The organism is Streptomyces sp. NPDC022552 (assembly GCF_055561875.1).
On sequence record NZ_JBVHGJ010000008.1, the window covers coordinates 74,742 to 96,619 of the forward strand.

Consider the following 21,878-nt stretch of genomic DNA (forward strand, 5'->3'; position numbering starts at 1 on the left):
GCGTTGTCCTGCACATGGGGAGCGAGAAGAAGCGGGGGGTGGGGCGGCGAGCCGTCCTGCTCGGCGGCGGCGCGGCCGTGCTCGGTACGGCGGCGCTGGCACGGGACGAGCTGGCTCGTGCCTGGTGGCGGCTGCCGGGGACGGAGAAGGACCGGGTGGAGGGCGAGCTCGACCACAAGGGCGCGGACTGGTCGGCGGCGTCCCGGGCGAACTGGCGGCGGGCGGACCGCCCGGCCGACTTCACGATCGACCGGGTGGTGATCCATGTCGTCCAGGGCAGCTACGCGACGGCCCTGAAGGTCTTCAAGAACCCGGGGCACGGGGCCGCCACGCACTACGTCGTGCGGAAGGACGGTCATGTGGCGCAGATGATCCGCGAGCTCGACGTGGCGTTCCACGCGGGGAACCGGGACATGAACGAGCGGAGCGTCGGGATCGAGCACGAGGGCTTCGTGGACCGTCCGCAGGACTTCACGGCGGCGATGTACGCGTCCTCGGCGCGGCTGACGGCGGGGATCTGCGCCCGGTACGGCATCCCCGTGGACCGGGAGCACATCGTCGGGCACGTCGAGGTGCCCGGGACCGACCACACGGACCCCGGGCCGCACTGGGACTGGGACCGCTACATGGAGCTCGTACGGGAGGCTTCGAAGAGGGTCACGTGAGACCGGCGGTGCGCGCGCGCTCGACGGCCGGGCCGATGGCGCCGGCGACCGCCGCGACGTCCTCCTTGGTGGAGGTGTGGCCGAGGGTGAAGCGCAGGGTGCCGCGGGCGAGGTCCGGGTCGGTACCGGTGGCGAGCAGGACGTGGCTGGGCTGGGCGACACCGGCGGTGCAGGCGGAGCCGGTGGAGCACTCGATGCCCTGGGCGTCGAGGAGCAGGAGGAGCGAGTCGCCCTCGCAGCCGGGGAAGGTGAAGTGGGCGTTGGCGGGGAGCCGGTCGACCGGGTCGCCGCCGAGGATCGCGTCGGGGACGGCGGCGAGGACGGCCGCGACCAGGTCGTCGCGGAGGGCGCCGATCTCGCGGGCGAACTCCTCGCGCCGCTCGGCGGCGAGCCGCCCGGCGACGGCGAAGGCGGCGATGGCGGGCGCGTCCAGGGTGCCGGAGCGGACGTGGCGCTCCTGGCCGCCGCCGTGCAGGACGGGGACGGGGCTGTACTCGCGTCCGAGGAGCAGCGCCCCGATGCCGTAGGGGCCGCCGATCTTGTGGCCGGAGACGGTCAGGGCGGCGAGGCCGGAGGCGCCGAAGTCGACCGGGAGCTGACCGAAGGCCTGGACGGCGTCGGCGTGCAGGGGGACGTCGAACTCGCGGGCGACGTCGGCGAGTTCGCGTACCGGCATGACCGTGCCGATCTCGTTGTTCGCCCACATGACGGTGGCGAGCGCGACGGTCCCGGGCTCGCGGGCGATCGCCTCGCGCAGGGCGTCGGGGTGGACGCGGCCGTGGCCGTCGACGGGGAGGTACTCGACGGTGGCGCCCTCGTGCGTGGCGAGCCAGTCGACGGCGTCGAGGACGGCGTGGTGCTCGACGGGGCTGGCGAGGACGCGGGTGCGGGCGGGGTCGGCGTCACGGCGGGCCCAGTACAGGCCCTTGACGGCGAGGTTGTCGGCCTCGGTGCCGCCGGAGGTGAAGACGACCTCGCTGGGCCGCGCGCCCAGGGCGGCGGCGAGGGTCTCGCGCGCCTCCTCGACGACACGCCGGGCGCGCCGCCCGGCCGCGTGCAGGGAGGAGGCGTTGCCCGTGACGGCGAGCTGGGCGTTCATCGCCTCGATCGCCTCGGGAAGCATGGGCGTGGTCGCGGCGTGGTCGAGGTAAGCCATGGTGCCTTGATTCTACGAGGGCGCAGCCGGCCACTCGGTCACGGCCCCGGGCCGGGGAGGCCACGCGACCGCCACCGGACGGCGGGGCGGCACGCCCGGGCCCCGGCCGTCGGCGCCACGCCCTCCGGCTTCGGCGCCCTCAGGGCGGGTCCGTGTGGAGGGCCAGGATCTCTGCGGCCGCCTGGGCCAGGAGGGTTCGGATCTCCGGCGGGGAGAGGACCTGGATGCTGCCGCCGAGGGCCAGGAGGGGTCGGGTGTCGCCCGGTTCGGGGAAGGCCAGTTCGACCTCCGTCCACTCCTCGTCCCCCTCCGGCGGCGGCGCCGTCATACGGTCGCCGTGGAGGCGGAGGAAGCGGTCGAGGCGGTCACGGCGGATCCGGGCCCGCACCAGGACGCCGGCCGGCCGGGTCTCGACGCGGCGGCGCAGGGCCTCCCACACCTCCGCCAGCTCCACCCCGTCCCGCCGCCGCACCGGGTCGTCGAGCAGTTCGGCGCTCCGGACCCGGTCGGCGCGGAAGAGGCGGGGTTCCGTGCGGTGGTCGGCGACCAGGTACCAGACGCCCGCCTTCACGACGAGCCCGTACGGGTCGACCGTGTACGTCTTCGGGGCCTGCGCCCCGCTGCTCCGGTACCGCAGCCGTACGCGCCGGTCGGCGAAGACGGCCCGGTCGAGGACGTCCAGGTCCACGGCGGGACGAGGCGCCCGCATCCAGCGGTCCGGGTCGACCAGGATCCGGCGGCTCGTCAGTTCGGCGGCGGGCCGGTGGGGTTCCGGCAGGGCGGCCATGACCTTGCGGAGGGCCGAGCCGAGTGCCCGGTCGAGCCCGAGGGCCTCATGGGCGCCCTGCGCGGCGAGGACGAACAGCGCGCGGGACTCGTCGGCCGTCAGCCCCGTGACGTCCGTACGGAAGCCGGGGAGCAGCGCGATACCCCCGTACCGGCCGCGCTCGGCGTACACCGGCACCCCGGACGCCGAAAGCGCCTCGACGTCCCGGTAGATGGTGCGTACGGAGACTTCGAGGCGCTCGGCGAGCTCCGCGGCGGGCACCCGGCCTCGCGTCTGGAGCAGCAGCAGGAGGGAGAGGAGGCGGTCGGACTTCACCGCCTCACGCTAGTCGCCTAGGCGCGCGGGGCGCGGGCCAGCTGACGGGACTGGGCGACGAGGCGGTCCGCGCTGTCCCAGACCTCCGCGTCCTCCTCCAGGAAGCCGCCGGCGAGGTTCCGCGTGGTGATGGAGACCCGCAGCGGTCCGGGGGCCGGGCGGCAGCGCACGTGCGTGGTGAGTTCGACCGTGGGGGTCCAGCCCTTGAGGCCCAGTTCGAAGGAGGTCGGCGGCAGCGCGTCGACGGTCAGGAGCAGGGAGAGCGCGTCCGGCTCACGGCCGTCGGCGAGGCCGAACCAGCCGCGCATCTCGCCGTTCCCGGACGGCGCGCCGATCGCCCAGCCGACGGTCGCCGGGTCGAGCTTGAGGGCGAGGCGGTCGGTGATCGCGTTGGAGCCGGGGATCGGGGGCCGCGGGCCGTCGGACGGGCCGAAGCACTGGTCGATGGGGGCGATCGCCGGGGGCGCGGCGGAGGTGCGGACGTCGTCGCTGAGCGCGTCGAGGTCGCCGTACGAGGCGAGGACGCGGATGCGCTCGACCTCGGTGCCGTCCTCGGCGTACTGGAAGAGCGAGGCCTGGCCCGTGGAGAGGGTGCGGCCGGTGCGGACGGTCTCCGTGCGGATCACCGCGGGGCCGGGCACGGACGGTGTGAGGTAGTGCGCCGAGATCGTGAACGGGTCCGGGTGCGGCAGGTGGTCGCCGAGCGCGCGGCCGAGCAGGGCGAGGAGGTAGCCGCCGTTGACGGCGTTGATGATCGTCCAGCCGGCGGAGAGGTCGGCGTCGTAGACACCGGGGGCGCGGAGGGTGACGGCGGTGTCGCGGTCGAACTCGCTGACCGTCGTCGTCGCGTCGGGCGTCGTCTCGATGCTCGTGCTCATGTCCTGACCGTACAACAGGATGCTACTGAGCGGTAGCTTTTTCGGGCTCCTCGCGGGCGGACGTACGGCGGTTCCAGGCGCGGGGCGCGCGCCAGTGGTAGCGCATGGCGAGCAGACGGAGGGCGAAGGCCATGAGCACGGCGGCGCCGGTCGTGAACGTGTTGAGCGCGTCGAAACGGATGCAGAGGACGACCGTCGTGGCGCCGACCATCGCGGGCACGGCGTAGAGGTCGCGGTCCCAGCGGAGCAGGGAGGGCACCTCGTTGGCGAGCACGTCACGCAGGACACCGCCACCGACGGCGGTCGCGAGACCGAGGGCGGCGGAGGCGGTGAGGCCGAGACCGTACTCGTACGCCTTGATGGTGCCGGTGACGGAGAAGAGTCCGAGCCCGGCCGCGTCGAAGACGTTGACGGCGGTCTGGGTGCGCTCGACCTCGGGGTGCAGGAAGAAGACGAGTGCGGTGGCGACGAGCGGCGTGAGGAAGTAGCCGAGGTCGGTGAAGGCGGCGGGGGGCACGGCGCCGATGATCATGTCGCGCAGGAGCCCGCCGCCCAGGGCGGTGACCTCGGCGAGGACGGCGATGCCGAAGACGTCGAAGTTCTTCCGGACGGCCAGGAGGGCGCCGGAGATGGCGAAGACGAAGATGCCGACGAGATCGAGGGCGTGTTGTACGGAGGGACTGAACAGATCGTGGAACACGGCGCCCATTGTGACGGGTCCGCGACGGCGAGGGGCGGGCGGCGCCGGGGACCGGGGGCGGCGCGGGAAGGGGCGGGGTGGGAACTCCCCACCCCGCCCCTTCCCCAGAGCTTCGCCCGGGAGGTACCCCGTACCGGAACCCTGACGGGACCGGGGGCTCCGTCCCCGGGACCCCGGGGGCACGCAGCCGCGCGCCGCGCTACTCCTTGGCCGTACCGCCCTCGGACGGCGCCTCGGGCTCGGCCGGGGCGTCCGCCTTCGGGACGTCCTCCGAAACCGGGGCCTCCGCGACGGCCTCCGGAGCCTCCCGCTTCGTGATCGACACCTCCACCGACTCCCTCGCCGCCGGCACCGTCACGCCCTCCGCGTTCTCCGGGTGGTGGCATGCGACCCGCTGGCCCGGGCGGAGCTCGATCAGCGGCGGCTCGACCGTCTTGCAGACCTCCGTCGCCTTCCAGCAGCGCGTGTGGAAGCGGCAGCCCGGCGGCGGGGCGATCGGGGACGGGACGTCGCCCTTCAGCAGGATGCGCTCGCTCTTCGCGCCCTTGCGGCGGGGGTCCGGGATCGGGACCGCCGACATCAGCGCGCGGGTGTACGGGTGCATCGGCGACTCGTACAGGGACTTGCGGTCCGCGAGCTCCACGATCTTGCCGAGGTACATCACCGCGATCCGGTCCGAGACGTGCCGGATCACCGACAGGTCGTGGGCGATGATCACGTACGTGAGGCCCAGCTCCTCCTGGAGGTCGTCCAGGAGGTTCACCACCTGCGCCTGGATCGAGACGTCCAGTGCCGAGACCGGTTCGTCGGCGACGACCAGCTTCGGCTTCAGGGCGAGCGCCCTCGCGATGCCGATGCGCTGGCGCTGGCCGCCCGAGAACTCGTGCGGGTAGCGGTTGTAGTGCTCCGGGTTCAGGCCGACCAGGCCGAGGAGGCGCTGGACCTCCTTCTTGACCCCGCCCTCGGGCTCCACGCCCTGGAGCTTGAACGGCGCCGAGACGATCGTGCCGACCGTGTGGCGCGGGTTCAGCGAGCCGTACGGGTCCTGGAAGATCATCTGGATGTCGCGGCGCAGCGGACGCATCTTGGCCACACCGAGGTGCGAGACGTCCACGCCCTCGAACTCGACGGTGCCGCCGGTCGGTTCGAGCAGCCGTGTGATCAGCCGGCCCATCGTCGACTTGCCGCAGCCCGACTCGCCGACGACGCCGAGGGTCTCCCCGGGGTACACCTCGAAGTCGATGCCGTCGACCGCCTTGACCGCCCCGACCTGGCGCTGGAGCAGCCCCTTCTTGATCGGGAAGTGCTTCACCAGGCCGTTGACCTTGAGCAGGGGCTCAGTGCTCTTGTTGTCGCTCACAGCTTCGGCGCAATCTCTTCGGTCCAGATCCGGGTCCGCTCCTCCGTCGACATGTGGCAGGCGGAGTAGTGACGGTCGGCGTGCTCGCCGCCCGTCGGCGCGAGCCGCAGCTCGGGGCGCTCGGTGCGCGTGATGCCGCCCTTGGGGACATCCGCGTACGGGCATCGCGGGTTGAAGGCACAGCCGCTGGGCACGTTGATCAGGCTGGGCGGGTTGCCCTTCACCGGGATGAGCCGGTCGGTCTGCTCGCGGTCGATCCGCGGCATCGAGCCGAGCAGACCCCAGGTGTAGGGGTGCTGGGGCTCGTAGAAGACCGCCTCGGCCGGGCCGCGCTCCACGCACCGGCCGCCGTACATCACGAGGATGTCGTCGGCGACCTCGGCGACGACGCCGAGGTCGTGGGTGATGATGACGACCGCGGAGCCGAACTCCTTCTGCAGGTCCCGGATCAGGTCCAGGATCTGCGCCTGGACCGTCACGTCGAGCGCGGTGGTCGGCTCGTCCGCGATGAGCAGTTCGGGGTTGTTGACCAGCGCCATCGCGATCATCGCGCGCTGGCGCATACCGCCGGAGAACTCGTGCGGGTAGTTGTCGAACCGCTTGGCCGGCTCGGGGATGCCGACCCGGTCGAGGAGTTCGACGGCGCGCCTGCGCGCGGTCTTCTTGTCGACCGGGTGGTGGACCCGGTACGCCTCCACGATCTGCGCGCCGACGGAGTAGTACGGGTGCATCGCGGACAGTGGATCCTGGAAGATCATCGCCATGTCGCGGCCGCGCAGCCTGCGCACCTCTTCGGGGTCGGCCGAGAGCAGCTCACGGCCGTTCAGCCAGATCTCGCCGGAGATCCGCGCCTTCTGACGGCCGTACTGGCCGACGGTGTGCAGACCCATGATGCCGAGCGAGGTCACCGACTTGCCGGAGCCGGACTCGCCCACGATGCCGAGGGTCTTGCCCTTCTCCAGCTGGAAGGAGAGCCCGTCGACGGACTTGACCAGACCGTCGTCGGTCGGGAAGTGGATCTTCAGGTCACGGACGTCGAGGAAGGCGTCGGACGGGGCGTTCCCGGACGCGACCGGTTCCCCCAGGGCCGCGCCGGTCTTGGTCAGCTTGTCCGTCATGCGAGCCTCACTCGGGGGTCGATCACCGCGTACAGAAGGTCCACCACGAGGTTGGCGATCACGACGGCGGCCGCGGTGATGAGCGTGACCGCCAGGATCAGCGGCAGGTCGCGGTCGCTGACCGCCTTGAAGGCGGCGTTGCCGAGGCCCGGCAGGCTGAACGCGGTCTCGGTCAGGATCGCGCCGCCGACGAGGGCGCCGAGGTCCATGCCGAAGATGGTCAGGATGGGAGTCATGGTGGAGCGCATGGCGTGCTTGCCGAGCACGACCCGCTCCGGCAGACCCTTGGCCCGTGCGGTACGGATGTAGTCCTCGCCGAGGACCTCCAGCATGGTGGCGCGGGTGAGCCGCGCGTACATCGCCGCGTACAGGAAGGCGAGGGTGACCCAGGGCAGCAGCAGTCCGCCGAACCAGCCGCCGAAGGACTCGGTGATCGGTACGTACTTGGCGTCGAGCCAGCCCAGCTGGGTGCGGAAGGCGAACATCGCCAGCATGGCGGTGAAGTAGATGGGGAGCGAGACGCCGGCCAGCGCGGTGATCATGGCCGCGCGGTCGACGACGGTGCCCCGCTTGAGCGCGGAGAGGACGCCGGTGGCCACACCCATGACGAGCCACAGGAGGGCCGCACCGATGACCATGGAGATCGTGACCGGGATCCGGTCGACGAGCAGCGTCCAGACGTCCTGTTCCGTACGGAAGGAGTAGCCGAAGCAGGGCGCCGCGCAGTGGATGGTGTCGCCGCCGCCGGTGTAGTCCCGGCCGACGAAGATGCCGGAGACGAAGTGCCAGAACTGCACCAGGATCGGCTCGTCCAGGCCCAGCTTCTGGCGGACGCCCTCGATGGAAGCCGGATCCGCCTGCTTGCCGACGAACATCGCGGCAGGGTCGCTGCCGGTCAGCTTGGGGATGAGGAAGAAGATGCTGAGCGTCACCAGGGTGACGACCATCAGCATCACTGCGACGGCGAACAGCCGTCGTACGAGATATGCAAGCATGCGGTCGGCCGTCCGGTGGCCGGGGATCCCGATCGGGATCCCCGGCCACCGTGGGCGGCCATCACCTGCCCTTCGGACCTAGCGGCGGGTGGTGCGCCGTTGGAGCGGGTGGATTGACTCTGGCACTTACTTCATGACGCCGAGCGACGCGTAGTCGTAGCGGCCGTTGTAGGCGTCGGCCGTGTAGACGTTGGTCAGTCGCGAGGAGCGCCAGATGATGTTCTTCTCGTGGGTGAAGGGCAGGTAGATCGCGGCCTCGGAGACCTTGGTGTTGATCTGCTTGTAGAGCTCGCCGGCCTTCTCCGGGTCGGTCTCCTTCAGCGCCTGGTCGAACAGGCCGTTGACGGCCGGGTCGTTCAGCTCCGAGAAGTTGTTGTTACCGCTCTGCAGGATGAAGCGGCCGTCGACCAGCGGCTGCAGGAAGCCCTGGCCCGACGGGAAGTCGGCGCCCCAGCCCATGATGATGATGCCGTAGCCCTTGTCCTTGACCACCTTCGGCGAACCGATGATGCCGGAGGTCTGGGCGCCGTCGAACTGGTCGATCTGGGCGTCGATGCCGACGGCCTTCAGCGACTGCTGGAGGGACTCGGCGGTGGCGATCTCGATCGGCTTGTTGTTACGAACCGCGATGGTGGTCTTGAAGCCGTTCGGCTTACCGCACTTCTGCAGCGCCTCCTTGGCCTTCGCGACGTCCGCCTTGCCGGCCAGCTTGCCGTACGGGTCGGCCTTCGGGTCGGCACCCTTGATCGCCGGGGGCAGCATGTTGGAGGCGATGTCGCCACCGGCCTGCGGGCCACCACGGGCGGTCTGGAGGGACTTGGAGTCGGCCGCGTAGATGATCGCCTTGCGGCACTCGACGTTGTCGATGACCGTCTGCGGGAAGACCGCGTAGCGGATGAATCCGGTCTGCGGGTTGTCCGCGTTCTCCTTGTGCTGCTGGAGCACCTTGGCACGGGCCGCCGCGCCGACGCCGGTGGCGTTGAGGTCGAGGTCGTACTCGCCCTCGATCAGGCGGTTGTCCATGTCGTCGGCGTTGGTGGTGAACGCGACGCTGATCTTGTCCGGCAGGGCCTTGCGGACGGTGTCCGTCTTGGCGTCCCACTTGTCGTTGCGGACCAGCAGCATCGACTTGTTGGGGGTGTACTCCTGCCACTTGTACGGGCCGGAGGAGAAGGGCTTCAGGCCGTACTTGGCCTTGGTGTCCTTGTCCTGGCGGACCGGGGAGGCGGCGGGCATGGCCAGCATCTGCAGGAAGTCACCGTTGGCGACCGGCAGCTTGAAGATGATGGTCTTGTCGTCCGGGGTCTCGATCGCCTTCAGGCCGAGCTTGTCCGCGGAGGTGTCCTTGTAGGGACCCTTGTACTCGCCCTTGGGGTCGAGGACCTGCTGGAGGTAGATCGGGCCGCCGGAGATGACGTCCTGGGCCCAGATGCGCTCGATGCCGTACTTGATGTCCTTGGAGGTGATCGGCTTGCCGTCCTCCCAGGTCACCCCGTCCTTCAGCGTGAAGGTGTAGGTCAGACCGTCGGGCGAGACCTTGCCGGCGTCGGTGGCGAGGTCGGGGACCAGCTCGGTGGAGGCGGCGCCCGGCTCGGCCTTGAAGGTGACCAGCTGACGCGTGTAGTAGCGCGCGAAGTCCCACACGAAGCCGTAGTAGCCGCGCTGCGGGTCCCACGAGTCGGCCTCCTGCGAGCCGATGAACTTCAGCTCGCCGCCCTTCTTGTCCGAGGGGTTGGCGACCTTGTTCACGGCGGCGTTGAAGCCGGCCGCGCCGGTCTTGCCCTTGTCGCCACCGTCGCCGCTGCCGCCGCCACAGGCGGTGGTGACGACCATCGTGGCCGCGGCGAGCAGCGCACCGGCGGCGATTCTGCGCCGCGAAGAGCTGTTCAGAGTCATGGTCTCGCAACCTCCGGAATAGTGGCGGCCGTCGAAACGGTCCGCCGGTCTTGACTGCCTCCTGTCACCAGCGGCAGGGGCGGGGTCTGTACGGGCGTGCGGGCGGTCGGTGGGTGCCGAGCGGGGTGCTCAGCGGGCGCCCTTCGGGTCGAGCGCGTCGCGCACGCCGTCGCCGAAGAGGTTGAACGCCAGAACGGTGATGAAGATGGCGAGGCCGGGGAACACCATGAAGAGCGGATCCGCCTCATAGGTGTTGACGGCCTTCGACAGCATCTGTCCCCAGGAAGCGGTGGGAGGCTTCACGCCCGCGCCGAGGAAGCTGAGCGCGGCCTCGGTGAGGATGTTGGTGGGGATCATGAGGGTCGCGTACACCGTGATCGGGGCGATCAGGTTCGGCAGCAGCTCCCGGCGCAGGATGTAGAGCCGGCCGGCGCCCAGGCTGCGGGCGGCCTCCACGTACTCGCGCTCGCGCAGCGAGAGGGTCTGGCCGCGGACGATGCGGCCGACGTACGGCCAGCCGAAGAAGCCGATCACGACCACCAGAGCGCCGATGCGTACGCCCGAACCCTCGATCCCGAGCAGCTCGTTGGGGAGCACGGAGACCAGGGCGATGGTGAAGAGCAGCTGGGGGAAGGCGAGCATGACGTCCATGACGCGGCTGAGCGCCGCGTCGACCCAGCCGCCGAAGTAGCCCGCGACGATGCCGAGGATCGTGCCGAGGACGACCGCGAAGACCGCCGCGAGGAAGGCGACGAGCAGGGAGATCCGGGCTCCGTAGACGATGCGGCTGAAGACGTCACGGCCGTTGACCGGCTCGACTCCGAGCAGGAAGTCGGAGGAGATGCCGCCGTAGGAGCCGATCGGGGTGCCGAAGAGCGGGTCGATCTGGTCCTCGTGGAACTCGTCCGGCGGGTGGCCGAGGAGACCCACGATGAGCGGTGCGCAGATGGCGACCAGGATCAGGAACAGCACGACCGCGCCGCCCACGAGGGCGACCTTGTCCCGCTTCAGCCGCAACCAGGCGATCTGCCAGGGGGAACGGCCCTCGATCGCCTTGCCTGGCGCCTCGGGCACGGCGTCGACGGCGGTGGTCGACTCGACCGCACTCGTCTCGTGCAGTGGTGCCGTCATCGTGGTCAGGACCCCTCTCGGCCGCCGGTAGCCGGCCCTTGCCCGCCGCGGGTAGCGGCTTGGTGGAACAACTGCGAGGCACCGGCCAGGAGGCCGAACGCCCGGTGTTCCGGGGAGTCTTCAATGGGTTCGCGATCACCCGCCAGACCTCACGGTGAATGTTTGCTCAACCGTGATGCGGTTCGTTGCCTTCCGTTATCCGGACGCTGGGAACGCGTCAGCGGACCATGTCACCCGCTATTCGGTCAGAACGGACATGCGCCCCAACCCCTCTGATGCAGCAGTGAATTGGGGTGACGGAAGGGACGTATCAGTACGTGCGGGGCACGGCCGGAGGGTAGCCGTAGCCGGGGACGGGCGGCGCGGGCGCGGCGTGCGCGTCGCGGTCGTAGAACGGCCGCGCGTTGGCCCGCAGCCACATCGCGACGGGGTCGTACGCGTCGGACATCGCGACCGTCGAGACGGGCAGCCCGTCGGGTACGGCGGAGATCGACTGGCGCATCATCGCCCGTACCGATTCGACGGAGGCGGCGGAGGTGTCGTACAGGTCGAGACCGATGGCGAGGTACGGAGATCCCACCGCCGGCTGCACCCAGGCGCGGCGCAGCGCCCTGACGGCCGGGGTGCGATGGGCGTTCTGGGTCAGAAGGGCATAGAACTGGGGGATTTCCAGGGCGGGCTCGGAGAGCCGCAGCGGTCCGGCCGGCATCCGGTCGAGACCGGTGGCGATCCGGCGCAGGTCGGCCCAGGGGATGCCGACGCCGCCGCCCGCGTCGTGCGGATTCAGCCAGATGCCCCAGCGGTCGGGGTAGAGCGCGCGGGCGATCTCCTGCCCGGTGACCACCTCGTGGGCACGGGTCCAGCCGGAGGCGGCGAGCTCCTGGGCGGAGGTGACGCACGGGGCGTACCCGAAGCCGTCGACCTCCATGTTCCCGTACTGGGCCTCGGGCGCGCCGGGCGTGCCCTGCCAGAGCAGCATCCAGACGCTGCCGTCGGCGAGGGCGTGCAGCAGCTGCTCGTACGCGTCGTAGCGTCCGGGTGCCACCTGGCGCAGCATGTGCTCGACCTGTCCGGCCGCAGCGGTGCCTGACGCGCTCACCCTGGTTCCCGCCCCTCTTCCGTCCACCGCACCAGCTTAATTACAGGGAGGCCCGCTGATAGAAGGGGCGCACCCGCTCCAGCATCCAGTCGCCGACCGGGTCCTGCGCGACGTCGAGCAGGATGAGATTGACCGGCCAGGCGACCTCGATCCGCCCGAGCGCGCGGCCGAGGGCGTCGAGCGGGGCGTTCCGGTCGACACCCTCCCAGGCGACGAGCTCGACGCCGACGAAGAGGGCCGGTTCGGTGCCCTCGACGCTGGCCAGGGCGCGGCGGGCGGAGACGACGACGCCGGTGGCCTCGAACTCGGCGGCCGCGGCGGAGAGGAAGTCGACCGGGTCGTCCTGCCAGTCGGGCTCGAAGAGCCGGACCCGGCCGCCGCTCGCGGGGCCGTCCAGCGGGGTGCGACCGACGCGGCAGAGCTCGGCGACGGCGGGCGGCGGCAGCGGGGCGCCGACGGTACCGCCGGGGTTCACGGCGATGCCGAGCTGCGGGGGCAGACCACGGGCGAACTCTCGGGCGGGCGCGACGGTGAAGGACATATGGCTGCCGACGCAGGCCAGAAACTGCTGCTCGGAGCTGAAGACGGGGACGTACGGGAGTCCGTCGATCTCCATCGTGGGAAGGTCGAGGTCCCGGCTCTCGGGGCTGCCGCCGTTGGGCAGCGGCACCCAGACGGGGCTCCGGCCGAGCACCTCCACGAGCCGGCCCCCGGCGGAGGCGTTGCCGAGCGAGGCCGCGAGGACCTCTTCGAGCTCGTTGCCCGGCCACGTAACGTCCACGGTTCCCGTTTCCCCTTCTCGCGCGCCCTGGTCACGACGCCCTCGGGGCAGAACCCTAACGCCGCCCTGAGGCCGTCGTGGCCAAAAGTACTCAGTGCGCGGTACGGAACGCGATCGTCCGCAGAGCTCCGGCCGCGTCCCGGTCGAGCAGGGTCGCCGAGGCGCAGCCGCGGGGCAGCCGGCCGGACTCGACGGAGCCGATCATCCGGCCGACGGCCCGGCGGTGGCGGGCGAAGGCGTACCCGGAGACTCCGCGGCCGCGCTCGCGCTGTCCCGCGCGGGCCGTGTCGGGGGTGACGTCGAGCAGGATCAGGTGCAGGGCGTGCCCGCGCCGGCGGGCCTCGCGGGCCAGCCATTTCCGCACCCAGGACTGGGTGCCGCAGTCATGGACGACCACGCTCCGCCCGGAGCGCAGCGCCCGCCACAGCCCGGCGTAGTGGGCCATCCGGGCCAGCGGCCGGTACGTCGCGTACGGCAGGAAGCCGGGCAGCCGGGCCTCCCAGCGCTCGCGGGCGTCCTGGGAGTCGATGCCCAGCCCCTGGGCCGCGCGCCGCATCAGCGTCGACTTGCCGCTTCCGGGCAGCCCGGAGACCACCACGAGGTCCCCGGCGGCGAAGGCGAGCGTCCGCGGCCCTCGGCCGCCGCGCTCGCGCAGGTCCCGCAGCAGGGGCGCGGCGGAGCGGCGCCTTCGTGTCCTGGCGCGGGCGCGCTGGGCCGGTATGCCCGTGCCCGTCGCGTACGCGCCGCTGTGCTGGAACGTCATCTTTTCTCCCCCTGTCGGGTCCCGGAGACCCCCTGCCCACAAAGTGTAAAGAAGGGGTAATCAGTCACAAGCGATTTGCCGATCGGACACCGCGTGCAATGATGTGCGCGCCAAGCGCACACAACCTCATACCGGCCGCTCGAATCCGCGCGGGAGAGTCCCGGAACCACCACGGTGGGCCCCGGGCGCCGAAGGAGCAAGACCCTCCCTTGAATCTCTCAGGCCCCGTACCGCGTGGATGAGGCAGATCTGAAAAGCGGGACGCCCCCGGCGTTCCCACCCAAGGTGCAAGCCGACCTCTCGGAGACGAGATGCCCTCGGTGAACCTCTCAGGTTCCATGACAGATGGGGAGGACGTCCTCGCCCGTCATGTTTTCCGCCCTTGGGACCCGGGAGCCACCCATGAGCACGTCTGCCCCCCGTCTGACCGCCCTCGATGCCCTGCATCGCTCCCTGGGCGCCACCATGACCGACTTCGCCGGCTGGGACATGCCGCTGCGCTACGGCAGTGAGCGTGACGAGCACAACGCCGTCCGCACCAAGGCGGGCCTCTTCGACCTCTCCCACATGGGCGAGATCACCGTCACCGGCCCACAGGCCGTCGAGCTCCTCGACTTCGCCCTGGTGGGCAACATCTCCACGGTCGGTGTGGGCCGCGCCCGCTACACGATGATCTGCCAGGAGGACGGCGGCATCCTCGACGACCTGATCGTGTACCGGCTCCAGGAGCAGGAGTACATGGTCGTCGCCAACGCCTCCAACGCGCAGATCGTCCTCGACGCGCTGACCGCGCGCGCGGCCGGCTTCGACGCCGAGGTGCGCGACGACCGTGACGCGTACGCCCTGCTCGCCGTCCAGGGCCCGGAGTCCCCCGGCATCCTGAAGTCGCTCACCGACGCCGACCTGGACGGCCTGAAGTACTACGCCGGCCTGCCGGGCACGGTCGCCGGGGTCCCCGCGCTGATCGCCCGTACCGGCTACACCGGCGAGGACGGCTTCGAGCTGTTCCTGAAGCCCGAGCACGCCGAGGGCGTCTGGAAGGCGCTGACCGAGGCGGGAGCCCCCGTCGGCCTGATCCCCTGCGGCCTGTCCTGCCGTGACACGCTCCGCCTGGAGGCGGGCATGCCGCTGTACGGGCACGAGCTGACGACCTCGCTCACCCCCTTCGACGCGGGCCTCGGCCGGGTCGTGAAGTTCGAGAAGACGACCAACGAGGGACGCTTCGTCGGCCGCGAGGCGCTCGAGAAGGCCGCCGAGCGCGCCGAGACCGCCCCGCCGCGCAAGCTGGTCGGCCTGATCGCCGAGGGCCGCCGCGTCCCGCGTGCCGGCTTCTCCGTCGTCGCGGACGGCCAGGTCATCGGCGAGGTCACCTCCGGTGCCCCGTCGCCCACCCTCGGAAAGCCGATCGCCATGGCGTACGTGGACGCGGCGCACGCCGAGCCCGGCACCCAGGGTGTAGGTGTGGACATCCGCGGCACCCACGAGCCGTACGAGGTCGTGGCGCTGCCGTTCTACAAGCGCCAGAAGTGACGCATCCGTCCCGCTCCGCGTCTCAGCCCGCAAGACCCACGTTCATCAGCACTCCCTCGATCCAGGAGAATCAGGTCATGAGCAACCCCCAGCAGCTGCGCTACACCAAGGAGCACGAGTGGCTGTCGGCCGCCGAGGACGGCGTCGCGACGGTCGGCATCACGGAGTTCGCGGCCAACGCGCTCGGTGACGTCGTCTACGCCCAGCTCCCGGAGGTCGGTGACACGGTGACCGCGGGCGAGACCTGCGGCGAGCTGGAGTCGACCAAGTCCGTCAGCGACCTGTACTCCCCGGTCACCGGTGAGGTCGTGGCGGCCAACCAGGACGTGGTGGACGACCCGTCGCTGGTGAACACCGCTCCGTTCGAGGGTGGCTGGCTGTTCAAGGTGCGCGTCACCGGAGAGCCGGACGACCTGCTGACCGCCGACGCGTACGCCGAGTTCTCCGCCGGGAACTGAGACCCCTTAGGGATCGAATTCATGTCTGTGCTGAACACCCCTCTCCACGAGCTGGACCCGGAAGTCGCCGCCACGGTCGACGCCGAGCTCCGCCGCCAGCAGTCCACCCTCGAGATGATCGCCTCGGAGAACTTCGCTCCGCTGTCGGTCATGGAGGCCCAGGGCTCGGTCCTCACCAACAAGTACGCCGAGGGCTACCCGGGCCGCCGCTACTACGGCGGCTGTGAGCACGTCGACGTGGCCGAGCAGATCGCCATCGACCGGATCAAGGACCTGTTCGGCGCCGAGTACGCCAACGTCCAGCCGCACTCCGGCGCGTCCGCGAACCAGGCCGCGCTCTTCGCGATGGCCCAGCCGGGCGACACGATCCTGGGCCTGGACCTGGCCCACGGCGGTCACCTGACCCACGGCATGCGCCTGAACTTCTCGGGCAAGCAGTTCAACGTGGTCGCGTACCACGTGGACGAGGCCGGTCTGGTCGACATGGCCGAGGTCGAGCGGCTGGCCAAGGAGCACCGCCCGAAGGTGATCATCGCGGGCTGGTCCGCCTACCCGCGTCAGCTGGACTTCGCCGAGTTCCGCCGGATCGCCGACGAGGTCGAGGCATACCTGTGGGTCGACATGGCCCACTTCGCGGGTCTGGTCGCGGCCGGTCTGCACCCGAACCCGGTCGAGTACGCGGACGTGGTGACCTCCACCACGCACAAGACGCTCGGCGGCCCGCGCGGCGGCGTCATCCTGGCGAAGCAGGCCTTCGCCAAGAAGATGAACTCCTCGGTCTTCCCCGGCTTCCAGGGCGGCCCGCTGGAGCACGTGATCGCGGCCAAGGCCGTCTCGTTCAAGATCGCGGCCTCGGAGGAGTTCAAGGAGCGCCAGCAGCGCACGCTCGACGGCGCCCGGATCCTCGCCGAGCGCCTGGTCCAGGACGACATCACCGCGCACGGTGTCTCGGTCCTGTCCGGCGGCACGGACGTGCACCTGGTCCTGGTCGACCTGCGCAACTCCGAGCTGGACGGCCAGCAGGCCGAGGACCGCCTCCACGAGCTCGGCATCACGGTCAACCGGAACGCGATCCCGAACGACCCGCGTCCGCCGATGGTCACCTCGGGTCTGCGCATCGGTACGCCGGCGCTCGCCACCCGTGGCTTCGGCACCGAGGACTTCCGTGAGGTGGCCGACATCATCGCGGAGGCCCTGAAGCCCGGCTTCGACGCCGAGGCGCTCAAGGCCCGGGTGACCGCGCTCGCGGACAAGCACCCGCTGTACCCCGGCCTGAAGTAATTTCGTACGCTTTAGTTCCGGTTTCATTCGTACGAAAGCTCCGGGGCACCGCGCACACTGGACAGTGAGCGCGGTGCCCCACCCCCTTTCCGCTCTTCCTGCTGTTCTGCACCACCCCGGCAGACAACGGCGTCTAGCCCCCACAAGGAGTTCCCCGTGGCCATCTCGGTCTTCGACCTGTTCTCGATCGGCATCGGCCCGTCCAGCTCCCACACCGTGGGCCCGATGCGCGCGGCCCGGATGTTCGCCCGCCGGCTGAAGAACGAGGGCCTCCTCGCCCACACCGCGTCGATACGCGCCGAGCTGTACGGCTCGCTGGGCGCGACCGGCCACGGCCACGGCACCCCGAAGGCCGTCCTTCTCGGCCTGGAGGGGAACTCCCCGCGCACGGTCGACGTCGAGTCGGCGGACGACGAGGTCGAGCGGATCAAGTCCAGCGGCCGGATCAACCTGCTCGGGGCGCACGAGATCCCCTTCGACTTCGACGAGGACCTGATCCTGCACCGCCGCAAGGCGCTGCCGTACCACGCCAACGGCATGACGATCTTCGCGTACGACGCGGAGGGCGCGCTCGTCCTGGAGAAGACGTACTACTCGGTCGGTGGCGGCTTCGTGGTCGACGAGGACGCCGTCCAGGGCGAGAACCCGATCGTCCCGGACGACACCGTCCTGAAGTACCCCTTCCGTACGGGCGACGAGCTGCTCCGTCTCGCGAAGGAGACCGGCCTGTCGATCTCCGCGATGATGATGGAGAACGAGAAGGCCTGGCGCACCGAGGACGAGATCCGTGCGGGCCTGCTGGAGATCTGGCGGGTCATGCAGGCCTGTGTCTCGCGCGGCATGTCCCGCGAGGGCATCCTGCCCGGCGGTCTGAAGGTCCGCCGCCGCGCCGCGAACACGGCCCGCAAGCTGCGCTCCGAGGGCGACCCGGCGTCGCTGGCGATGGAGTGGATCACGCTCTACGCGATGGCCGTGAACGAGGAGAACGCCGCGGGCGGCCGCGTGGTCACCGCCCCGACGAACGGCGCGGCCGGCATCATCCCCGCCGTCCTGCACTACTACATGAACTTCGTCCCTGGCGCGGACGAGGACGGCGTGGTCCGCTTCCTCCTCGCGGCTGGCGCGGTCGGCATGCTCTTCAAGGAGAACGCCTCGATCTCCGGCGCCGAGGTCGGCTGTCAGGGCGAGGTCGGCTCGGCCTGCTCGATGGCGGCGGGCGCCCTCGCCGAGGTCATGGGCGGCAGCCCCGAGCAGGTCGAGAACGCGGCCGAGATCGGCATGGAGCACAACCTGGGCCTGACCTGCGACCCGGTCGGCGGCCTGGTCCAGATCCCGTGCATCGAGCGCAACGGCATGGCGGCGGTCAAGGCGGTCACCGCGGCGAAGATGGCGCTGCGCGGCGACGGCAGCCACATGGTCTCGCTCGACAAGGTCATCAAGACGATGAAGGAGACCGGCGCGGACATGTCGGTCAAGTACAAGGAGACCGCGCGCGGCGGTCTCGCGGTGAACATCATCGAGTGCTGAGGCCGCGGGGCGCCCCGGCCGGCCGGGGCGTGGAGCGGTCGGGAAGCATGGGACGCGTGATCGGGGGCACCCGCTCGGGCGAGTCCCTATGCCGGAGGTGCCGCCATGGTTCCGCTGCTTCTCGTACTGCTCGTGATTCTCATCCTCTTCGGAGCTGGATTCGCGCTCGACGTGCTGTGGTTCATCGCCATCGCGGTCCTGGTCCTGTGGCTGCTCGGGTTCTTCGTGCGCAGCAGCGGGTCGCGTTGGTACCGCTGGTGATCTCACCAGCGCCCGGACGGGCGGCGAGTGACTCGCCGCCCGTCCCGTTCCGGTCTTCCGGTGGGGTCACGCCTTGTTGAGGTGCGCCCAGAACTCGTCCCAGGACAGCTTGCCGTCGGCGTTGTCGTCCCGCTGCTTGATGAGCGCCTCGGCGACCGTCTCGGTGACGTTGAAGTCACCCAGCTGAGCCATGACGCTCTTGTACTCGGCGGCCGTGATGAGACCGTCCCCGTCCACGTCGAACCGCTCGAACGCCGTGCGTGCCGACTCGATGTCCGCCACTGTTTCCGCCCCTTCTCGATGCTTCGATGACGGAGCAAAGATTATCGGGCGGTCCGCCGGGTCCGGCCGCCGGGCCATGCCGGATCATGGGGATATGAGCGACGACGTGGCACGGATCCTGGCGGCTGCGGCGCGGGGGCAGTTCCCACCGCCGGACGGTTCGACGACCGTGGTACCGCCGCCGAACGCCCGGGACTCCGGTGTCCTCGCCTTCACGGCTCACTCGGTGGTCTTCACGGACGCGGATCCGGCATGGGTACGGGCGGAGCTGGCGGCCACGTCCAGCGACCCGCTGGCCGCCTCGATGAACCCGGGCTTCCTGCTGGCCCTGATGCGGCACACGGACCGGCGGATGAACACCATCGACCTGCTGACGGTCGCCACGGCGCTGCCCGGGGATCCGGAAGTGCCGCTGCGGGAGATCGAGGACCCGGAGCACCCGCGGGTGGCGCGGGCGCTGAAGTTCCGCGACGACGTGCGGGTGTGGGCCGCCGACGGCGGGGTGGTGATCCTGGGACGTGGCGTGGCGGGCCGCTGGGAGGCCGCGATCGAGGTCGACGAGGACGTCAGGCACCGCGGGATCGGCCGGGCGCTGGCCCTCGCCGCCCGGCATCTGACGCCGGGCGACGTGGTGTGGGCGCAGCAGTCCCCGGGCAACGCCCGCAGTGTCCGCGTCTTCCAGGCGGCGGGCTACCGCCCGGTGGCCTCCGAGGCCCTGCTGACCGCGGGCTGATCAGCGGAAGACGCCCGTGTGCCCGAGGGAGTAGCGGCCGGGCTGGGGGTAGACGGCGAGGCCGTGGGGGCCGCCGCCGACCGGGATGCGGGCGAGCTGCTCGCCGGTCGTGGTGTCGATCGCGTAGACCTCGGAGTGGTAACGGCCGGACAGCCACAGCACCTTGCCGTCGGCGGAGACTCCGCCCATGTCCGGGGAGCCGCCGTTCGGCAGACGCCACTTCTTCGTCAGCTCGTTCCGGCCGAAGTCGAAGACCGAGACGGATCCCTCGCCGCGGTTGGGGATGTACATCTCCTTGGAGTCGCGGGAGATGTAGAGGCCGTGGGCTCCCTTGCCGGTCGGCATCAGCTGCGGCGTGGTGAACTTCTCGCCGTCCAGGACCCACATGCCGTGGGCCATCATGTCGGCGATGTAGAAGGTCTTGCCGTCCGGGGAGATCTTCACGTCCTGCGGCATGGCTCCCTGGAAGGGCAGCTTCTGCTGGCCGATGACCTCCATCTTCGCCGTGTCGACCTTCAGGAGTTCGCCGGAGAACTCGCAGGAGACGACGAAGTACCGCCCGTCCGCGGAGAAGTCCGCGTGGTTGACGCCGTAGCAGGAGACCGGGACGGTCTTCTTCCGCTCCATGGTGTGCGGGTCGCGGAAGACCAGCTCACGGTCGAGGGAGGCCATGACGACGGCGTACTTGCCGTCGGGCGTGAAGTACAGGTTGTACGGGTCGTGGACCTCGACGGGCTTGCCCGCGACGCCGGTGGCGGGGTCGATCGGGGTGAGCGTGTGGCCGCGGTTGTTGTTGACCCAGAGGGTCTTCATGTCCCAGGACGGGACGACGTGCTGGGGCTGGATGCCGACCGGGATGGTCTCGACGACCTTGTACGTCGCCGGGTCGATGACCGAGACCGTGTTGGAGTTGGTGTTGGGCACGTAGACCCGGGACGGGAAGTCCTTGACGACGGGCGAGAGCATGCCCGGCCGGTCCGCCGCGTAGATGTCCTCGGGGTCGAGGACCGGCGGCATGCCGGGCAGTCCGGCGGGGGCGGCCTTCTTCGGTGCGGCGGGGACCGCGGCGGCCTCCTTCTTGGCGCCGCCCCGGGGCTCGGGCGGCTCGTCGGCGATGCCGCATCCCGCGAGCGCGGTGAGCAGGGCGGCGGCGAGGAGGCTCTTCGTACGCGTGGTGAGAGGCAGCATCAGGTCAGCAGCTCCGTGGTCGTCACCGCGCGCAGGCCGCGGCGGTCGAGGTCGGCGAGGAGGGGCGGCAGTGCGGCGAGGGTGCCCGGATAACCGAGGTGCAGGCTCACCACGGATCCGCCCCGGATCTGTCCGCTGACGTTGCGGACGACGGCCGGGGCGCCGGGCGAGGTGTGGTCGAGGGAGTCGACGTCGTACGAGAGGACGTGCGGGTAGCCGGCGCGGCCGGCGGCCTGCCGGACGGTCTCGGCCGCGTGCCGGGTCCGGGAGGGCCGGAACCAGGTGCCGATGGAGCCGGTGAGACGGCGCAGCCGGGTGGCGCAGGCGGCGATCTCGTCGTACGCCTCCTCCTCGGTCATCGCGTTGACGTCGAGGTGGCGCTGGGTGTGGTTGCCGAGGTCGTGGCCGCCGTCGAGGATCCGGCGGGCGATCTCGGGGTACCGGTCGAGCCACTCCCCCACGGCGAGGATCGTGACCCTGGCCCCGCCCTTCTCGGCCTCGGTGAGCACGGCGCGGGCGAGGGCGGGGTCGCCGTGGCCGTGGAAGGTGAGGGCGACCCGGGGGCGGTCGCGCGGGCCGTGCTCGATCTCGGCGGGGTGGCCGGGGAAGTGGCGGGGGGCCGGGGCGGCGGGTTTCGCGGCGGGGGCGGGGCCGCGCGGCGCGGGGCGGCGGGTCTCCGTACCGCAGGCGGTGGTGAGGGCTCCCGCGAGGGCGGCCGCCGCACCTGCCCGCAGTGCGCCACGGCGGTCGGGGAGGGTCACGCGCCCATTAAAGAGGCGGGATGCCCGAAAAGTAACGATTGGGCCAATTCAGGACGTTTACAGGTCGCGCCCGGGTGTCCGACATGCGGACGCGGCGAGGAAACACCCGATGAACGCCATACTTATTCAGTATTTATAAGGGCGGTGCTCCATGTCACCAACGATTCATCGGTGAACTATGCCGGTATGACCGGTTTTGGCCTGATAGGGACT

Annotated in this window: 22 protein-coding genes and 1 riboswitch; of the genes, 7 read left to right on the forward strand and 15 right to left on the reverse strand. The window is 70.7% G+C overall.

Annotated features, from left to right (window positions below; all coding sequences use genetic code 11):
• The first annotated feature begins 14 nt into the window (after positions 1 to 14).
• Positions 15 to 665, forward strand: a complete 651-nt coding sequence (locus ACZ3OF_RS21620) for an N-acetylmuramoyl-L-alanine amidase (RefSeq protein WP_361672298.1) — start codon at positions 15 to 17, stop codon at positions 663 to 665.
• Here ACZ3OF_RS21620 and ACZ3OF_RS21625 read toward each other — a convergent pair.
• The 12 genes from ACZ3OF_RS21625 to ACZ3OF_RS21680 form a co-directional block, all read right to left on the reverse strand.
• The gene (locus ACZ3OF_RS21625) at positions 658 to 1,821 is read right to left on the reverse strand and encodes a cysteine desulfurase family protein (RefSeq protein WP_467306261.1); all 1,164 of its coding nucleotides are present in this window, start codon (positions 1,819 to 1,821) and stop codon (positions 658 to 660) included. The genes ACZ3OF_RS21620 and ACZ3OF_RS21625 overlap by 8 nt on opposite strands.
• A 139-nt stretch (positions 1,822 to 1,960) precedes the next feature.
• The gene (locus ACZ3OF_RS21630; protein WP_467306263.1) at positions 1,961 to 2,923 is read right to left on the reverse strand and encodes a helix-turn-helix transcriptional regulator; all 963 of its coding nucleotides are present in this window, start codon (positions 2,921 to 2,923) and stop codon (positions 1,961 to 1,963) included.
• 17 nt (positions 2,924 to 2,940) lie between these two features.
• Positions 2,941 to 3,801 (reverse strand): thioesterase family protein, encoded by an 861-nt coding sequence (locus ACZ3OF_RS21635; protein WP_361672305.1) that lies wholly within the window; start codon positions 3,799 to 3,801, stop codon positions 2,941 to 2,943.
• A gap of 22 nt (positions 3,802 to 3,823) precedes the next feature.
• Positions 3,824 to 4,501, reverse strand: a complete 678-nt coding sequence (locus tag ACZ3OF_RS21640; RefSeq protein ID WP_361672307.1) for a trimeric intracellular cation channel family protein — start codon at positions 4,499 to 4,501, stop codon at positions 3,824 to 3,826.
• 199 nt (positions 4,502 to 4,700) lie between these two features.
• Positions 4,701 to 5,888: an ABC transporter ATP-binding protein gene (locus tag ACZ3OF_RS21645; protein ID WP_361672707.1), complete on the reverse strand. Its 1,188-nt coding sequence runs from the start codon at positions 5,886 to 5,888 to the stop codon at positions 4,701 to 4,703.
• The gene (locus ACZ3OF_RS21650; protein ID WP_361434595.1) at positions 5,858 to 6,979 is read right to left on the reverse strand and encodes an ABC transporter ATP-binding protein; all 1,122 of its coding nucleotides are present in this window, start codon (positions 6,977 to 6,979) and stop codon (positions 5,858 to 5,860) included. Before ACZ3OF_RS21650 ends, ACZ3OF_RS21645 begins: the two co-directional genes overlap by 31 nt.
• The gene (locus tag ACZ3OF_RS21655) at positions 6,976 to 7,974 is read right to left on the reverse strand and encodes an ABC transporter permease (protein ID WP_361434596.1); all 999 of its coding nucleotides are present in this window, start codon (positions 7,972 to 7,974) and stop codon (positions 6,976 to 6,978) included. The genes ACZ3OF_RS21650 and ACZ3OF_RS21655 overlap by 4 nt, the downstream gene beginning before the upstream one ends.
• Positions 7,975 to 8,100: 126 nt before the next feature.
• Positions 8,101 to 9,870 (reverse strand): ABC transporter substrate-binding protein, encoded by a 1,770-nt coding sequence (locus ACZ3OF_RS21660; protein WP_361672310.1) that lies wholly within the window; start codon positions 9,868 to 9,870, stop codon positions 8,101 to 8,103.
• 129 nt (positions 9,871 to 9,999) lie between these two features.
• Complete coding sequence (locus ACZ3OF_RS21665; protein ID WP_361434598.1) at positions 10,000 to 11,001, reverse strand: ABC transporter permease; 1,002 nt, start codon at positions 10,999 to 11,001, stop codon at positions 10,000 to 10,002.
• A gap of 310 nt (positions 11,002 to 11,311) precedes the next feature.
• Positions 11,312 to 12,100: an enhanced serine sensitivity protein SseB C-terminal domain-containing protein gene (locus ACZ3OF_RS21670; RefSeq protein WP_467306268.1), complete on the reverse strand. Its 789-nt coding sequence runs from the start codon at positions 12,098 to 12,100 to the stop codon at positions 11,312 to 11,314.
• Positions 12,101 to 12,140: 40 nt separating this feature from the next.
• Positions 12,141 to 12,881: an enhanced serine sensitivity protein SseB gene (locus ACZ3OF_RS21675; RefSeq protein WP_361672315.1), complete on the reverse strand. Its 741-nt coding sequence runs from the start codon at positions 12,879 to 12,881 to the stop codon at positions 12,141 to 12,143.
• A gap of 91 nt (positions 12,882 to 12,972) precedes the next feature.
• Positions 12,973 to 13,644: an AAA family ATPase gene (locus tag ACZ3OF_RS21680; protein WP_361672317.1), complete on the reverse strand. Its 672-nt coding sequence runs from the start codon at positions 13,642 to 13,644 to the stop codon at positions 12,973 to 12,975.
• Between the two features lie 140 nt (positions 13,645 to 13,784).
• Positions 13,785 to 13,887, forward strand: a riboswitch (glycine riboswitch).
• Positions 13,888 to 14,046: 159 nt separating this feature from the next.
• Between ACZ3OF_RS21680 and gcvT the strand changes: the two genes are divergently transcribed.
• The 5 genes from gcvT to ACZ3OF_RS21705 all read left to right on the forward strand — a co-directional run bounded on the left by gcvT (position 14,047) and on the right by ACZ3OF_RS21705 (position 18,701).
• Complete coding sequence (gene gcvT / locus ACZ3OF_RS21685; protein ID WP_361672319.1) at positions 14,047 to 15,174, forward strand: glycine cleavage system aminomethyltransferase GcvT; 1,128 nt, start codon at positions 14,047 to 14,049, stop codon at positions 15,172 to 15,174.
• Positions 15,175 to 15,251: 77 nt separating this feature from the next.
• Positions 15,252 to 15,632 carry a glycine cleavage system protein GcvH gene (gcvH, locus tag ACZ3OF_RS21690; RefSeq protein ID WP_260227860.1) on the forward strand — a complete coding sequence of 127 codons (381 nt, stop codon included), beginning with the start codon at positions 15,252 to 15,254 and terminating at the stop codon, positions 15,630 to 15,632.
• A 21-nt stretch (positions 15,633 to 15,653) separates the two neighbouring features.
• Positions 15,654 to 16,913, forward strand: coding sequence for a serine hydroxymethyltransferase (gene glyA, locus ACZ3OF_RS21695; protein ID WP_361434603.1), 1,260 nt, complete (start codon positions 15,654 to 15,656; stop codon positions 16,911 to 16,913).
• Positions 16,914 to 17,069: 156 nt separating this feature from the next.
• Complete coding sequence (locus ACZ3OF_RS21700; RefSeq protein ID WP_361672321.1) at positions 17,070 to 18,440, forward strand: L-serine ammonia-lyase; 1,371 nt, start codon at positions 17,070 to 17,072, stop codon at positions 18,438 to 18,440.
• 105 nt (positions 18,441 to 18,545) lie between these two features.
• On the forward strand, positions 18,546 to 18,701 hold the full coding sequence (locus ACZ3OF_RS21705; protein WP_361434605.1) for a hydrophobic protein: 156 nt from the start codon (positions 18,546 to 18,548) through the stop codon (positions 18,699 to 18,701).
• 66 nt (positions 18,702 to 18,767) lie between these two features.
• Here ACZ3OF_RS21705 and ACZ3OF_RS21710 read toward each other — a convergent pair whose 3' ends face one another.
• Complete coding sequence (locus ACZ3OF_RS21710) at positions 18,768 to 18,983, reverse strand: EF-hand domain-containing protein (protein ID WP_361434606.1); 216 nt, start codon at positions 18,981 to 18,983, stop codon at positions 18,768 to 18,770.
• Between the two features lie 94 nt (positions 18,984 to 19,077).
• Between ACZ3OF_RS21710 and ACZ3OF_RS21715 the strand changes: the two genes are divergently transcribed.
• Positions 19,078 to 19,716: a GNAT family N-acetyltransferase gene (locus ACZ3OF_RS21715; protein WP_361672324.1), complete on the forward strand. Its 639-nt coding sequence runs from the start codon at positions 19,078 to 19,080 to the stop codon at positions 19,714 to 19,716.
• On the opposite strand, the gene ACZ3OF_RS21720 is transcribed toward ACZ3OF_RS21715, so the two are convergent.
• A complete protein-coding gene (locus ACZ3OF_RS21720; RefSeq protein ID WP_467306274.1) occupies positions 19,717 to 20,904 on the reverse strand; it encodes a YVTN family beta-propeller repeat protein in 1,188 nt (395 codons plus the stop codon).
• A complete protein-coding gene (locus ACZ3OF_RS21725) occupies positions 20,904 to 21,665 on the reverse strand; it encodes a polysaccharide deacetylase family protein (RefSeq protein ID WP_467306275.1) in 762 nt (253 codons plus the stop codon). Before ACZ3OF_RS21725 ends, ACZ3OF_RS21720 begins: the two co-directional genes overlap by 1 nt.
• Between the last annotated feature and the right edge of the window lie 213 nt (positions 21,666 to 21,878).

What these genes read in the sequence shown, in the direction of transcription:
- ACZ3OF_RS21620 (WP_361672298.1), top strand. Translation starts at nt 15, where the DNA reads ATGGGGAGCGAGAAGAAGCGGGGGGTGGGGCGGCGAGCCGTCCTGCTC.
- ACZ3OF_RS21625 (WP_467306261.1), bottom strand. Translation starts at nt 1,821, where the DNA reads ATGGCTTACCTCGACCACGCCGCGACCACGCCCATGCTTCCCGAGGCG.
- ACZ3OF_RS21635 (WP_361672305.1), bottom strand. Translation starts at nt 3,801, where the DNA reads ATGAGCACGAGCATCGAGACGACGCCCGACGCGACGACGACGGTCAGC.
- ACZ3OF_RS21650 (WP_361434595.1), bottom strand. Translation starts at nt 6,979, where the DNA reads ATGACGGACAAGCTGACCAAGACCGGCGCGGCCCTGGGGGAACCGGTC.
- ACZ3OF_RS21655 (WP_361434596.1), bottom strand. Translation starts at nt 7,974, where the DNA reads ATGCTTGCATATCTCGTACGACGGCTGTTCGCCGTCGCAGTGATGCTG.
- ACZ3OF_RS21660 (WP_361672310.1), bottom strand. Translation starts at nt 9,870, where the DNA reads ATGACTCTGAACAGCTCTTCGCGGCGCAGAATCGCCGCCGGTGCGCTG.
- ACZ3OF_RS21665 (WP_361434598.1), bottom strand. Translation starts at nt 11,001, where the DNA reads ATGACGGCACCACTGCACGAGACGAGTGCGGTCGAGTCGACCACCGCC.
- ACZ3OF_RS21680 (WP_361672317.1), bottom strand. Translation starts at nt 13,644, where the DNA reads ATGACGTTCCAGCACAGCGGCGCGTACGCGACGGGCACGGGCATACCG.
- gcvT (WP_361672319.1), top strand. Translation starts at nt 14,047, where the DNA reads ATGAGCACGTCTGCCCCCCGTCTGACCGCCCTCGATGCCCTGCATCGC.
- gcvH (WP_260227860.1), top strand. Translation starts at nt 15,252, where the DNA reads ATGAGCAACCCCCAGCAGCTGCGCTACACCAAGGAGCACGAGTGGCTG.
- glyA (WP_361434603.1), top strand. Translation starts at nt 15,654, where the DNA reads ATGTCTGTGCTGAACACCCCTCTCCACGAGCTGGACCCGGAAGTCGCC.
- ACZ3OF_RS21705 (WP_361434605.1), top strand. Translation starts at nt 18,546, where the DNA reads ATGGTTCCGCTGCTTCTCGTACTGCTCGTGATTCTCATCCTCTTCGGA.
- ACZ3OF_RS21715 (WP_361672324.1), top strand. Translation starts at nt 19,078, where the DNA reads ATGAGCGACGACGTGGCACGGATCCTGGCGGCTGCGGCGCGGGGGCAG.
- ACZ3OF_RS21720 (WP_467306274.1), bottom strand. Translation starts at nt 20,904, where the DNA reads ATGCTGCCTCTCACCACGCGTACGAAGAGCCTCCTCGCCGCCGCCCTG.